This window comes from Streptomyces sp. NBC_00083, from assembly GCF_026343295.1.
Lineage (GTDB): Bacteria > Actinomycetota > Actinomycetes > Streptomycetales > Streptomycetaceae > Streptomyces.
Map to the genome: position 1 here is coordinate 149,756 of NZ_JAPELY010000001.1, position 13,728 is coordinate 163,483.

Consider the following 13,728-nt stretch of genomic DNA (forward strand, 5'->3'; position numbering starts at 1 on the left):
CCCCAGGGTCATGCCCCGCCGAACCGCTCCCGCAACGTGTATTTCAGCACCTTCCGCAGCGTCTCGTTCCTCGGCAGCGCCGCCACCACTTCGAGCCGCTCGGGCAACTTGTGCACCGACAGGCCCTGTTCGCGCAGGTACGCGGTGACACCCGGCAGCGTCAACTCCGCGGCCCCCGGCGGCTGTTCGACCACCGCGCACACCAACTCGCCGCGCTCGGCGTCGGGGAGGCCGATCACGGCGGCGTCGCCCACGTCCGGGTGGGTGTGCAGCAGGTCCTCGATCTCCTTCGCGGAGATGTTCTCGCCCTTGCGGATGATGATGTCCTTGATCCGCCCGGTGAGGACGAGGTGCCCGGACTCCCGTACGTGCCCCACGTCCCCGGTGATCAGAAACCCGTCGGCGTCGAAGACGGACCTCGACTGTGCCGGGTCGAGATAGCCCCGGCACACCGCCTCGCCGCGCAGCCGCACCTCGCCGTCCACCCCGTACGGCAGGAGCGCGCCCGAGGGGTCGGTGATGCGGATCTCCATGCCGGGCGGGGGGCAGCCCTCGGTGGTGGCGAGGTGCTCCGCGGTGTCGTCCGGGGCGCCCATCGTGATCATCGGGACTTCCGTCATGCCGTACCCGTGGGTGAGCTGGACGCCCATCTCGCGGACGACCGCGTGGTAGACCTCGGGCGGTTTGGGCGCGCCGCCGCCGGCGAGCAGCCGCAGGGTGGGGACGACCTTCTCGCCGGGCCGTTTGCGCTGCTCGGCCAGGAACATGGAGTAGAACGCGGTCGAGCCGCCGGCCACCGTCACGCCGTGGCGCCGGTACTCGGCCAGCGCCTCCGGCAGTGCGAAGTGCTCGAACATCACGGCGGGGAATCCGTAGAGCAGCAGCATCACCGTGTAGTCGGGGCCCGCTATGTGGGCGAAGGGGAACGCCATGGAGCCCACGTCGGCCTCGGACAGGTGTAGGGCGTGCGCGAGGCAGGAGCCGCCCGCGATCAGTGAACGGTCCGTGTGCAGCACGCCCTTGGGGTCGGAGGTGGTCCCGGAGGTCCAGTAGATCCAGCGCACGGAGGTGCCGTCGGCCGGCGCGGGCGGCAGCGACTCCGGCTCCGCGTCCGGCAGTTCGTCGTACGCCTCGAAGACGCCGCGCGCGCCGAGCCGGTGCGCCATCGCGGTGTGGTCGAAACCGCGCCATACGCCGGGCACCGCGAAGAACTCCGCCTTGGACTCGCGCAGCGCGAAGCCGACCTCGCGGTCCCGGTAGAACGGGATCACCGGGGACTGGACGGCGCCGAGCCGGGCGAGGGCGAAGGAGAGGACCGCCGTCTCGATGCGGGTCGGCAGCTGCCAGGCGACCACCGTGCCGGCCCGCACGCCCATGCCGTACAGGCCCGCCGCCACCCGCTCGCACCGGTCGCGCAGGGCGCCGAAGGTGAGCGTGCGCTCTCCCTGGAGCAGCACCGGGCGGTCCGGGGTGAGCCGGGCGCGGCGTTCGATCAGCTCCCAGAGCGTGCGCGAGGAGCCCAGTGCGTGTGCGGTGCCGGTCATGCCGAACCCCCAACTGACGGCCCATCAGATACGGCGGAGAGCGTAGGCCCCCGCTCCTTGCTGGTCCAGAGGCGCGGGGCTAGCCTGAAATCTGACGCTGCATCAGATACGTATCGGATACATGGAGGCCCCCTCGTGACCGGACTGCCGCGGATCTCCGGCGTCGACGACCACAGCCCAGAGCCCACCCGCTGATGGACCTCACCTGCACCGAGGAGGAAGAGGCCTTCCGGGCCCGGCTGCGCGCCTGGCTCGGCGTCGCCCTGCCGAAACTCCCGCCCAGGCCGGACCCGTTGGACTGGCCGGCGCGACGCGCGTACGACACTGCCTGGCAGCGGATGCTGTACGACGCCGGGTACGCGGGGCTGCACTGGCCCGAGGCGGCAGGCGGCCGGGGCGCCACGCCGACCCAGCACCTCATCTACCTGGAGGAGACCGAGAAGGCGGGCGCGCCCTACGTCGGCGCCAACTTCGTCGGCCTGCTGCACGCCGGACCCACCATCGCCGCCGAGGGCACCCCCGCCCAGCGGGCCCGCTGGCTGCCGCCGGTCCTGCGCGGCGACGAGATCTGGTGCCAGGGCTTCAGCGAACCGGACGCGGGATCCGACCTCGCGGCGCTGCGCACCCGCGCGGTCCGCGACGGCGACGACTACGTCGTGACGGGCTCCAAGATCTGGACCTCGCACGCCGAAGTGGCCGACTGGTGCGAGCTGTTGGTGCGGACCGCGCGCATCGGCGAGGACGTGCCCAAGCACCGGGGCATCACCTGGCTCGCGATGCCGATGGACGCGCCCGGCATCACGGTCCGCCCGCTGCGCACCCTCGCCGGCTCGGCGGAGTTCGCCGAGATGTTCCTCGACGAGGTGCGCGTGCCCGCCGCCAACCGGGTCGGCGCCGAGAACGACGGCTGGCGGGTCACCATGGTGACGCTCTCCTTCGAACGCGGCACCGCCTTCGTCGGCGAAGTGGTCGCCTGCCGGCGGACCCTCGCCGAACTCGCCGCAGCCGCGCGCCGCAACGGCAGCTGGGACGACAGCGCGCTCCGGCGCCAACTCGGGCGCCTGAACGCAGAGTTCACGGCGCTGTGGCGGCTCACGCAGTGGAACGTCGGCGCGTCCCAGCGCGGCGGGGGAGTGCCCGGCGTCGGCGGCTCCGTCTTCAAGCTCCGCTATTCGCACGCACGTCAGGAGCTGTACGACACCGCCGCCAAGGTCCTCGGGCCCGACGCGTTCGACCTCGGCCACGACTGGACCCTCGACCGGCTCTCCTCCCTCTCGTACACCATCGCCGCCGGCACCTCGCAGATCCAGCGGAACATCGTCGCCGAGCGCATCCTCGGCCTCCCCAAGGGGCGCTGATGGACTTCCAACTCACCGCTGACCAGAGCGCGTTGAAGGCCGGGATGCGTGAACTCCTCGAAGCGCGCTTCGGCCGGGAGGCGCTGCGGGCGGCCGTGGACCGGTCGGCGCTCGACCGGTCGCTGTGGCGGGCGCTCGGGGACGCCGGGTTCTTCGCGCTGCGGCTGCCCGAGCGCGAGGGCGGCGTGGGGCTCGGGCTCCCCGAGGCGGTCCTCGTGTTCGAGGAGGCGGGGCGGGCGCTCCTTCCGGGCCCGCTCGTCGCCACCCACCTCGCGGCCGGCACGGTGGCGGGCGCGGCCGGCGGCGAGACGGTGGTGACCCGGGTGGACGGGCCGCTCACCGGCTGGCTGGACGAGGCCGACCACGTCCAGGGTGACACCGAAGGCGCCGTCCCGCTGCGCTCCGTCGACCCGCTGACCCCGCTGCACCGTACGCGCGGAACCCGTACGTACGTGCCTGAAGCGGCCCTGCTCGCCGCGGCGGAACAGCTCGGCAGCGCGTCCCGCACCATCGAACTCGCCGTCCAACACGCCAAGGGGCGCGAGCAGTTCGGGCAGCCGATCGGCGCGTTCCAGGCGGTCAAACACCTCTGTGCCGACATGCTCGTACGGACCGAGGTGGCGCGCGCCGCGGTGTACGCGGCGGCCGTCACGGCGGACCCCGACGAGATCGCCGGAGCCAAACTCCTCGCCGACGAGGCGGCCGTGCGCGGCGCGCGCGACTGCCTCCAGATCCACGGCGGCATGGGCTTCACCTGGGAGGCCGATGTGCATCTGCACCTCAAACGGGCCTGGGTGCGCGCCGGGCAGTGGCAGTCCGCCGACGAGGCGGCGGAGGTCCTGGCGGGGGCGCTGGGGGCCGCCGCGCGGCGCTGAGGGGCGTGGCGGGCGGCACCCGGACGGAGCGCGCTCCCCGCAGCCGGGCGGTCACGATGCGTGGACAAGGGCGGCCCGGCGCACCCGTCGCGAGCCGGAGTCGGGGGCGCTCTCCGGTACTCTCCGTGGGATGCGAGTGGTGGTGTGGCGCGGTCCTCCCGGTGTTGCCAGTGCGGCGGCTCCGGGCCGGGGAACGCACGCCGCCCGCCCCGCACGGGGGCGTCGTACGCGCTCCCGTTCGGTTTCCCGCAAAGTGAGCCGCACAGTATGCACCACGCATACTCCTTCGCGCTGGAATATGCCCGAAGCGCTTGTTGCGGTGACTGTACGTCAACCATGCTGTCTCTCACGGGAATCACGTTCCGTGACCCCGATGGTGGTCCCTGTGAGGCGCGAGGCGATGTGTCCGCCGGTTCGGATGGTGTGAACGGTGCAGGTGCTTCAGGTTCAGTTGGAGGTCGGTCCCGATCCCGCCGAGGTGGGCCGGGCCCGCAGGTGGGCCCGCTCGCGGCTGGCGGGTTCCGGAATAGGGCTCGATGAGCCGGTCGCCGAGACGTTGATCCTGCTGATCTCGGAGCTCGTCACCAACGCCGTGGTGCACACGGGCTGTCCGGCGGTCCTGCGGATGCTGCTCGGGCCCGCCGAGGGCGGCACCGTCCGCGTCGAGGTGGCCGACGCCAGCTGCCGGCCGCCCGAGCCGCGCCACGCGCAGGGCGACGACACCAACGGCCGCGGCCTCGAACTCGTCGACGGCCTCGCCGACCGCTGGGGCTGGCGGGCCGAGGCCGGCGGCAAGGCCATCTGGTGCGAGGTGGACCGCGGCGCGCCCGGTCTGCCCCAGGGGCCGGAGCTTCTGGGTCACTCGGGGCTCAAGGAGCATGCGGGGCGCATCGACGGGGCGTGCGAAAGTACGACATACGTGCCCCCGCGCGCTGTCACCAATAGGGCATAACTCCCAAAACCCCTAGTGGGTGTTGACGGGTGGTGGCCTCCTGATCACCCTGGGATGAGCGATTCGTCGCGAGGGGACGCCGAGACACTGCACTGCCTCGGCGAGTGCGGGTCGTGGCGCGGCGTCGGCTTCACCAGGGCGCCGCTCCCCCCGGGGTCGGGGGAGCGGAGCGGGGCGCGCCGCTGCCGGGGTGGCGGCGACGGTGCCGTGCTCGGGGCGCGCAGGCGCCGCCGCCACCCGTGAAGCACCCCGTTCCGGCCCCTACAGGACGGCCACCGGGGCGACGGGGGTGCCCACGCCCCCGACGAACGGTTCCGGCATCGCGCTCAGCCAGAACGCGTACCGCCCCTCCTCGGCGCACGCCGTGGACAGCTCCTCCAGGTTCCAGTTCTGGCCCTGGAGCATCCCCATCTCGACCAGGTCCAGCGCGTGCACCGGCAGCCACAGGTCCTCGATCTCCGGCGGGAAGACCTCGAAGGTGAGGGTGTCGTTGGCGACCGCCGCGACGTCCCGCGCGTGGAACCACTCGGGCGTCCGCACGGAGAGCCCCGGCGAGGGGTACGCGTAGCCGTGCCTGTCCCCGGCCAGATACGCCTGGATCTGCCCGGTCCGTACGAGGACGACGTCCCCGGCGCGCACGGTGACCCCCGCGAACTCCTCCGCCTCCGACAGGTCCTCCGGGGTCACCGCGTGACCGCCCGCCAGACGGTCCAGGCCCTTGGCGCGGGCCACGTCGAGCAGCACCCCGCGCGAGACCACGTGGCGCGGCTTGTCGATGCCGCTGAACTCGGCGCCGCCGTGCGCGGTGATGGTGGTGGCCGGCCGGCCGTTGTAGATCTTCCCCGAGTGCGACACATGGGTCAGCGCGTCCCAGTGGGTGGCCGACTGGAGCCCGAAGGTGACCGCGTCGTCGCTGCACGCGATGGTGCCGGGGCCGAAGAGTTCCTGGTTGATCTGGACCATGGTGTGCAGCGGGTTGACCCGGCCGGGGATGACGCCGGTCTGCACGCCGTCCTGCCGGAGCGGCAGCGCGAGCGGGATGCGGCGGCCCCTGCGGATGTGCCCGGCGGCCTCCCTGACGACCTCGTCGGTGATGAGGTTGAGCGTGCCCCGCTCGTCGTCGGACCCCCAACGGCCCCAGTTGTTCACGCGTTTGGCGATTTCGTGGAACTCGGGCGGCAGTGACATACCCGTCCCTCCCGGGGGCTTGTGGTGAAGCATCTGACGGGTCATAGAATCTAACGGTCCGTCAGAAACCGCGGGAAGGGGCCGGACGTGGGGAACTTCTTGGCAGGCAGGGTCGTCGCCGTGACGGGGGCCGGCCGGGGCATCGGCCGCGCCGTCGCGCTCGCCGCCGCCGCCGAAGGGGCCAAGGTCGTCGTCAACGACTACGGGGTCTCGATCGAGGGTGGCGAGCCGAGCAGCGAGGTCGCCGAGGCGGTGGTCAAGGAGATCGTGGCCGCGGGCGGTGAGGCGGTGGCCGTCGCCGACGACATCTCGACGATGGCCGGCGGCCAGCGCATCGTGGACACCGCGCTCGCCCGGTTCGGGCGGATCGACGGGGTGGTGTGCGTCGCGGGCATCCTGCGCGAGCGGATGCTGTTCAACATGGGCGAGGACGAGTGGGACCCGGTGGTCGCCACCCACCTCAAGGGCACGTTCACCGTGTTCCGGGCGGCCTCCGCGGTCATGCGCAAGCAAGGTTCGGGCACGCTGATCGGCTTCACCAGCGGCAACCACCAGGGCAGTGTGGCGCAGGCCAACTACAGCGCGGCGAAGGGCGGGATCATCTCCCTGGTGCGCAGCGCGGCGCTCGGCCTGCACAAGTACGGCGTGACGGCCAACGCGGTCGCCCCGGTCGCCCGCACCCGGATGTCCGCGAACGTGCCGATGGAGCTGAAGGAGATCGGGTCGCCGGAGGACGTGGCGGCGCTGGTGGTGTACCTGCTGTCCTCGCGGGCCCGGGACGAGGGGATCACCGGGCAGGTGTACACGATCGCCGGACCCAAGATCGCGGTGTGGGCCCAGCCGCGGGAGCTCCGTGCGGGGTACGCGGAGGGGGCGTGGACCCCGGAGCGGATCGCGGACTTCCTCCCCGGGACGGTGGGGGTGGACCCCATGCCGCTCCTGACCCAACTCGAAGCGATGGCCCAAGCGGCAGCCACCCAGTCCCGCCCCAACAAGTAGCACTCCTCTCACTTCCTGGGGCTCCGCCCCAGACCCCGTTCGCGCCTGAAGGGCGCTCGTCCTCAATCGCCGGACGGGCTGAGGTGGCCGATGCTGGGCATGCCGCCAAGGCCAACCCCGCCAGGGGCGCGGGGAACTGCGCGAGACGCGGGCACGGTCGGCAGACGTAAGCGGGGTTTCCTGGGGCTCCGCCCCAGACCCCGTTCGCGCCTGAAGGGCGCTCGTCCTCAATCGCCGGACGGGCTGAGGTGGCCCGGGATGGGCATGCCGCGAAGGCAAACCCACCTGGGGGCGCGGGGAACTGCGCGAGACGCGGGCACGGTCCGCAGGTGAAGGCGGGTCAAGACGCGCGGCAACGAGCACGCCGCAAGCACGAGCGGGTCAAGGGGCGCGGGGAACTGCGCAGAGAGGAGACCGGCGTGGAGTTCGGGTTCGGCGCCGACGACACCGCCTTCCGGCAGGAGGCACGGGCCTGGCTCACCCAGCACACCCAGCACACGCGGCACACGCGGCACACGCAGAGCCAACCACCCGACTGGGAAGCCGAGTTGGGCAGGGCCGGATGGATCGGCCTGGGGTGGCCCGAGGCCGCGTACGGCAACCGCACAGCCACCCTCACCCAACAGGTCATCTGGGCGGAGGAGTACGCCCGAGCAACCGCACCCCCCAGAACCGGCCACATAGGCGAAAACCTCCTCGCCCCCACCCTGATCACCCACGGCACCCCCGCCCAGAAGCACCGCTTCCTGCCCCCCATCGCCCGCGGCGAGGAGCTGTGGTGCCAGGGCTACAGCGAACCCGGCGCGGGCTCCGATCTCGCCGGCATCCGCACGGCCGCCCGCCGCGACGGCGGCACCTACCGCGTCACCGGCCAGAAGATCTGGACCTCCCTGGCCCACGAGGCCGACTGGTGCTTCGTGCTGGCCCGCACCGAGGAGGGCTCGCGGCGCCACCGCGGCCTCTCCTTCCTGCTCGTGCCGATGGACCAGCCGGGCAGGATCGAGGTCCGGCCGATCCGGCAGATGACCGGGACCAGCGAGTTCAACGAGGTGTTCTTCGACGGCGCCGAGGCCCGCGCCGAGCACCTCGTGGGCGGCGAGGGCAACGGCTGGCGGGTCGCCATGAGTCTGCTCGCCCTGGAACGAGGGGTGTCCACACTGGCCCAACAGATCGGCTTCGCGGCGGAGTTGGAGCGGGTCGTGGCCCAGGCGCTCACGGGCCCCTTGGACCCCGCCCTGCGCGCCCGCCTCACCGACCAGTGGGCCGAGCTGAAGGTCATGCGCTGGAACGCCCTGCGCACCCTCGGCGGCGCGGACGACCCGGGCGCGCCCAGCGTGGCCAAGCTGCTGTGGGGCGGCTGGCACCGCAGGCTCGGGGAGCTGGCGATGGCGGTGCGCGGCGCCGCGGCCACCGTGGCGCCCGGCGACTGGGACGCGTCGGCACCGTACGCACTCGACCCCTTCCAGCACCTGTTCCTGTTCACCAGGGCCGACACGATCTACGGCGGCTCGGACGAGATCCAGCGCACCATCATCGCCGAGCGGGTGCTCGGCCTGCCCAGGGAGGTCCGTGTTCCGTGAGAGGTGTCCTGTTCGACGGTAAGCAGAGCCAGGTCGTCGACGACCTGGAGGTCAGGGACCCGGGGCCGGGGGAGGTGCTGGTGGCGGTCGCGGCCGCGGGCCTGTGCCACTCGGACCTGTCGGTCGTCGACGGCACGATCCCCTTCCCGGTGCCGGTGGTCCTCGGCCACGAGGGCGCGGGCGTGGTGGAGGCGGTCGGCTCCGGCGTCACCCATGTCGCGCCGGGCGACCACGTCGCGCTGTCCACGCTCGCCAACTGCGGCGCGTGCGCGGAGTGCGACCGGGGCCGCCCCACGATGTGCCGCAAGGCGATCGGCATGCCGGGCCGCCCCTTCTCGCGCGCGGGCGAACCGCTCTACCAGTTCGCCTCCAACTCCGCCTTCGCGGAGCGCACGGTGGTGAAGGCCGTGCAGGCGGTGAAGATCCCCGAGGACGTGCCGCTCACCTCGGCCGCGCTCATCGGCTGCGGAGTCCTGACCGGCGTCGGCGCGGTCCTCAACCGGGCCCGCGTGGACATCGGCGAGAGCGTCGTCGTCATCGGTACGGGCGGGATCGGCCTCAACGTCATCCAGGGCGCGCGCATCGCCGGAGCCTCGGTGATCGTCGCCGTGGACAACAACCCGGCGAAGGAGCCGCTGGCCCGCCAGTTCGGCGCGACGCACTTCCTGCCCTCGGTGGAGGGCGTACGCGACCTCCTCCCGGGCGGCGCCGACCACGCCTTCGAATGCGTGGGCCACCCCGCCCTGGTGCGCGCCGCGATCGACCTCCTGGACCGGCACGGCCAGGCGGTCCTGCTCGGCATGACCGCCCCCACCGTGGAGGCGTCCTTCCTGCCCGCCGCACTCTTCCTCGACAAGTCCATCCTGGGCTGCCGGTACGGGAGTTCACGCCCACAACGCGACATCCCGCGCTACTGCGCCCTGTACCGCAAGGGCGCCCTGCTCCTCGACGAACTCGTCACGAGGACCTACCCCGTGGAGGACTTCGCGAAGGCGGCGGAGGACCTGCACGAGGGGCGGGTGGCGCGGGGGGTGCTCACCTTCTAGCCGCGGGCGGCCCGGCGGCGTACGGGACTGCCCGGCGTGCGCAGGGGCGGCACCCCCCGTCGGCCTGCGGAATCCGGCCGGCCGCCCTGCGTCAGGCGGCCGGCCGGACCGTGTCAGGCGGCGGGGACCACGCCGGTGACCGTCGGATACGCCGTGCCGGACGCCGGGTCGGGCGCGGTGCCGGTGCCCTTCCACACGACGAGCCGCTGCTGTGCGTCGACCGCCCACAGGTCGGGAACGCCGTCGCCGGTGAGGTCTCCGTCGGAGCCCACGCGCGGGTAGGCCGCCGGGTCGACGGTGCCGGAGAGCAGCCCCTGGGAGGGGTCGGCGAAGGCGCTGAATTCCGGGTTGTCCGGGGTGCCGCCGATGCCGAACGCGTGCAGGGAGCCGTCGTGCTTGGACCGCGCCCACAGGGTGGGGAAGTCCGTGCCCCGTGCGCGGCCGGGGGCGATCAGGTCGTAGTCGTCCCACCGCGTGCTGTCGGACAGGAGGATCGCGGGGTCGTCGACCTGGTTCGTGGCGCCGGCCAAAGCCAGCCAGAGCCGGCCGTTCTCCACGAACACGAGCGACGTCCTGGGCAGGGCGTAGTAGCCGGTGCCGGTGACCTGTCCGCTGTCGCCGATCGGGGAGCCGAAGGCGACGACCTGGGTGACGGCGGACCAGTCGCTGCCGTACCCGGCGTCCGCGCACGGCAGCGAGGACCAGTCGGCCCGGACGCAGGCGGACGGCTTCTGCACGAGGCTCGGCCCCTGGCCGTCGAAGACGCCGCCGTCGTTCCTCAGAAGGAAGAGGCCGGAGCCGCCGGGTGCGTGGGCGATCAGCTCGTCGACGTTCGCGTAGCCGAGGCTTCCCCGGTGGGTGAACTGGACCTCGCCCCAGCCCTTGCCGCCGGGTGCGGAGGGGAACCGCGCGTTCGCCGGCGCGGCCGGGTCGGCGCCGGGCCCGGCGCGGCGGAGGTCGCCCGCGCTGTCCGGCAGCAGGACGTCGGGCGTGCCGTCCCCGTCGACGTCACCGAAGACGGGCGTGGGGGCGGCCGGTGCGGCGGCAGCCCCGGGGGCGGCGAGGAGGCCGGCGCCGAGCGCGAGGGCCACGGCGGACAGGACGGCGGCGGGCCGCCGGAAAGCGTGGAGCGCGGGTCGAAAGTGCCTCAACTGGTCTTCCCCCTGATGCTGTTCGGCCTCGCGAGGGGCGGGCCGACCGGAACCTTGTGTCGGAGATCTTTCCAGATCCGACCGTCAGGCGTCGAACATTTGGGCTATTCGACGGGTCGGTTCGGCGGGCCCGCGCCCCCGCTGCGGGGCCCGCGCCCCGCTGCCCTGCCGGGGCCGGCGCTACCCCGTGTTCCCCGCGCGGAACGTGCGCCGGTAGGCGGTCGGGGGGACGCCGAGGGCGGTCTGGAGGTGTTGGCGCAGGGAGGTCGCCGTGCCGAAGCCTGCCGCGCGGGCTATCGCGTCCACCGACAGGTCGGTCGATTCCAGGAGCTGGCGGGCGTGTTCCACGCGCTGCTGGGTGAGCCACTGGCCGGGGCTCAGGCCCACCTCCTCGCGGAAGCGACGGGTGAAGGTGCGGACCGACATCGCCTCCTGCTCGGCCATGTCGCGCAGCTGGATCGGCTCGTGCAGCCGTCCGAGCGCCCATGCCCGCGCGGCGGTCGTCGTCGCCAACTGGGGCTCCGGAACCGGGCGTTCGATGAACTGCGACTGGCCCCCGGCCCGATGCGGGGGGACCACCGTGCGCCGGGCCACGTCGTTGGCGACGGCCGAGCCGTGGTCGCGCCGCACGATGTGCAGGCACAGGTCGATCCCGGCGGCCACGCCCGCCGAGGTCAGCACGTCGCCGTCGTCGATGAACAGCACCTCCGGGTCGACGTCCACCGCCGGGAAGACCCGCTGGAAGTGGTCGGCGCTGGCCCAGTGCGTGGCGGCGGGCCGCCCGTCGAGCAGCCCGGCCGCCGCGAGGACGTAACCCCCGGTGCAGATCGCCACCATGCGGGTGCCGGGGCGTACGAGGGCGAGCGCGGCCTCCAGTTCCGGGGTGAGGACGCCCTCGTCGAAGACGGGGCCGAGTTCGTACGAGGCGGGGACCACGACCGTGTCGGCGGTGGCCAGCGCCTCGGGGCCGTTCTCGACGAGGATCGAGAAGTCCGCGTCGGTGAGCACGGGGCCGGGGGGCCGCACCGAGCAGGTGACCACCTCGTACAGCGGACCGCGCTCCGGGTCCTTCGCGCGCCCGAAGATCCGTTGCGGTATGCCCAGTTCGAAGGGGAGCAGCCCGTCGAGCGCGAGCACGACGACGCGGTGCGGGCGGTCGCCCGGGGGCCCGCCGTCACCGCCACGGCCCGTATCCATCGCCACGCCCTCCCGATATGCGGTGGTGGTATAGACCAGCACCTGGTACACCTGCCGTCTTGTGACAGACAAGTCCGCATGCGCGCAGGACATTCCCGAAGCGACAGCCCCGGCGCGGCACGAGCCGCCCCCGCCCGGCCCGTCTCCGGCGCCGCCCGCCGGGCAGCCCCTGTGGAACCACCGGTTCAAGCTCTTCTTCACGGCCCGCACGGTCGCCCTCTTCGGCGACGGCATGGTCCCCGTCGCGCTCGCCGCGGGCCTGCTCGGCGCGGGCCGCCCCGCCTCCTCCGTCGGTTACGCGCTCGGCGCGTGGATGGGGCCGTTCGCCGCGCTCGTCCTGTTCGGCGGGGTGCTCGCCGACCGGTTCACGCCGCGCCGCATGATGGTGATCGCGGACGCCCTGCGGCTCGTCGGCGCGAGTGTGCTCGCCGTCTCCTTCATGGTGCTCGACGGCGGCCCGCCGCTGGGGGAGGTGTACGCCCTGAGTGCGCTCTCCGGCGTCGGCGCGGCCCTCTTCCAGCCCGGCGTCGCCTCCACGGTGCCGCGCATCGCCTCCGACGTGCAGCGCGCCAACGCCGTCCTCGGCGTCTCCGAGGCCCTCATGGCCATGGCGGGCCCCGCCTTCGCGGGCACGGTCGCCGGCCTGTGGGGCGCGGGCGCGGTCTTCGCCGTCAACGCTTCGACCTTCGCCGTCAGCGGGGTGTGCCTCTTCCTGCTCCGGCTCGGCGCGAGCGGTCCCGCCGGAGCGCCGCGCGGGGGTTTCTTCGCCGAACTCGCGGGCGGCTGGCGGGAGTTCACGGCGCGCGGCTGGCTGTGGGGTGTCATCACCGTCTGGACGGTGTACGGCCTGACCGTGCTCGGGCCCGCCACCCCGCTCACCGCGATCCTCGTCACCGAGGGCCACGGCGCGGGAACGTACGGCGCGCTCATGGCCGTCAACGGTGCGGGCAGCGTTCTCGGCGGCCTGCTGGCGCTGCGGCTGCGCCCCGCCCGGCCGCTCGCAGCCGGGGCGCTCGCCCTCCTCGGAGTCTCGGTCGCGCTCCTCTCGCTCGGGCTCGACCTGCCCGTGGCGGCCCTGGGCGTCGGCCAGTTCACGGTCGGCGCGGCCTTCGCGTTCTGGCTCGTGATGTGGTCCACGACCGTCCAGACGCATGTGCCGCCAGAGGCCCTTAACCGGCTGCACGCCTACGACGTCGCCGGATCCCTGCTGATGCTGGCGGCGGGCCGCGCGCTCGCGGGCCCGGTCGCCGAAACGGTGGGGGCGGAGAAGGTGCTGCTCGTGGGCGCCGGCCTCAACGTGGTGGCGGTCGCGGTCCTCCTCGCCGTGCCGGCGATCAGCGGGCTGCGGCGCGTCTGAAACCGGGCCCCGCGGACCGCCGCCGTGCTCCGGTGGCGCCGGTCATGCGCGGGGGTGCAGGTCGACTTCGGCCCAGACGGTCTTTCGGGGGACGGGGCCGAGCTCCACGCCCCAGCGGTCGGCGAACGCCTCCACGAGGACCAGCCCGCGTCCCGAGACGGAGTCCGGGGCCGGTGACCGGCGCCGGGGCAGGTCGCCGCCGCGGGTGTCCGTCACTTCCATGCGGAGCACGTCGGTGGTGGCGTGGAGGGCGAGCCGGATGTCCCGGCCGGGAAGCCGCCCGTGGGTGGCCGCGTTGGCGGCGAGTTCCGCGACGAGGTGTGCGGCGGTGTCGATGGCGCCGGGAGGCAGGCCCCAGGTGCGCAGCCACTCCGTGGCGAGGAAGCGGGCCAGCCGGGCGCCGCGTGGCGTGGAGGACAGCAGCACACCGAAGTGCCGTTCCCCGGAGCCGACTTGGGTGGAGTTTTCCTGGTTCACGTCG

The 13,728-nt window shown here is 73.3% G+C and carries 12 protein-coding genes; 7 read left to right on the forward strand and 5 right to left on the reverse strand.

The annotated features are described in order from the left end of the window. Positions 1–8: 8 nt before the first annotated feature. Positions 9–1,544 carry a class I adenylate-forming enzyme family protein gene (locus OOJ98_RS00695; RefSeq protein ID WP_267052644.1) on the reverse strand — a complete coding sequence of 512 codons (1,536 nt, stop codon included), beginning with the start codon at positions 1,542–1,544 and terminating at the stop codon, positions 9–11. A 194-nt stretch (positions 1,545–1,738) separates the two neighbouring features. On the opposite strand from OOJ98_RS00695, the gene OOJ98_RS00700 reads away from it, so the two are divergent. From OOJ98_RS00700 to OOJ98_RS00710, 3 genes are all read left to right on the forward strand, one after another. Beyond that, positions 1,739–2,902 (forward strand): acyl-CoA dehydrogenase family protein, encoded by a 1,164-nt coding sequence (locus OOJ98_RS00700; RefSeq protein WP_267052645.1) that lies wholly within the window; start codon positions 1,739–1,741, stop codon positions 2,900–2,902. Continuing rightward, positions 2,902–3,777 carry an acyl-CoA dehydrogenase family protein gene (locus tag OOJ98_RS00705; protein WP_267052646.1) on the forward strand — a complete coding sequence of 292 codons (876 nt, stop codon included), beginning with the start codon at positions 2,902–2,904 and terminating at the stop codon, positions 3,775–3,777. The genes OOJ98_RS00700 and OOJ98_RS00705 overlap by 1 nt, the downstream gene beginning before the upstream one ends. A 430-nt stretch (positions 3,778–4,207) precedes the next feature. Then, positions 4,208–4,729, forward strand: a complete 522-nt coding sequence (locus OOJ98_RS00710) for an ATP-binding protein (RefSeq protein WP_267052647.1) — start codon at positions 4,208–4,210, stop codon at positions 4,727–4,729. Between the two features lie 261 nt (positions 4,730–4,990). Here OOJ98_RS00710 and OOJ98_RS00715 read toward each other — a convergent pair whose 3' ends face one another. Then, complete coding sequence (locus OOJ98_RS00715) at positions 4,991–5,917, reverse strand: cyclase family protein (protein WP_267052648.1); 927 nt, start codon at positions 5,915–5,917, stop codon at positions 4,991–4,993. 87 nt (positions 5,918–6,004) lie between these two features. On the opposite strand from OOJ98_RS00715, the gene OOJ98_RS00720 reads away from it, so the two are divergent. The 3 genes from OOJ98_RS00720 (at position 6,005) to OOJ98_RS00730 (ending at position 9,542) form a co-directional block, all read left to right on the forward strand. Then, on the forward strand, positions 6,005–6,916 hold the full coding sequence (locus OOJ98_RS00720) for an SDR family NAD(P)-dependent oxidoreductase (protein WP_267052649.1): 912 nt from the start codon (positions 6,005–6,007) through the stop codon (positions 6,914–6,916). Positions 6,917–7,335: 419 nt separating this feature from the next. Next, complete coding sequence (locus OOJ98_RS00725) at positions 7,336–8,496, forward strand: acyl-CoA dehydrogenase family protein (protein ID WP_267055451.1); 1,161 nt, start codon at positions 7,336–7,338, stop codon at positions 8,494–8,496. Continuing rightward, entirely contained in the window at positions 8,493–9,542 is a 1,050-nt protein-coding gene (locus OOJ98_RS00730; RefSeq protein WP_267052650.1) for a Zn-dependent alcohol dehydrogenase, read from the forward strand. Before OOJ98_RS00725 ends, OOJ98_RS00730 begins: the two co-directional genes overlap by 4 nt. Positions 9,543–9,655: 113 nt before the next feature. Here the strand turns inward: OOJ98_RS00730 and OOJ98_RS00735 are convergent, their stop codons facing one another. Together OOJ98_RS00735 and OOJ98_RS00740 are read right to left on the reverse strand one after the other, a co-directional pair. Further along, a complete protein-coding gene (locus OOJ98_RS00735) occupies positions 9,656–10,693 on the reverse strand; it encodes a hypothetical protein (protein ID WP_267052651.1) in 1,038 nt (345 codons plus the stop codon). A 180-nt stretch (positions 10,694–10,873) separates the two neighbouring features. After that, positions 10,874–11,890, reverse strand: a complete 1,017-nt coding sequence (locus OOJ98_RS00740) for a GlxA family transcriptional regulator (RefSeq protein WP_267055452.1) — start codon at positions 11,888–11,890, stop codon at positions 10,874–10,876. 61 nt (positions 11,891–11,951) lie between these two features. Here OOJ98_RS00740 and OOJ98_RS00745 point away from each other — a divergent pair, with 61 nt between their 5' ends. Then, positions 11,952–13,247, forward strand: a complete 1,296-nt coding sequence (locus OOJ98_RS00745; protein ID WP_267052652.1) for an MFS transporter — start codon at positions 11,952–11,954, stop codon at positions 13,245–13,247. Between the two features lie 42 nt (positions 13,248–13,289). On the opposite strand, the gene OOJ98_RS00750 is transcribed toward OOJ98_RS00745, so the two are convergent. Next, complete coding sequence (locus OOJ98_RS00750; RefSeq protein ID WP_267052653.1) at positions 13,290–13,724, reverse strand: ATP-binding protein; 435 nt, start codon at positions 13,722–13,724, stop codon at positions 13,290–13,292. Positions 13,725–13,728: the final 4 nt, after the last annotated feature.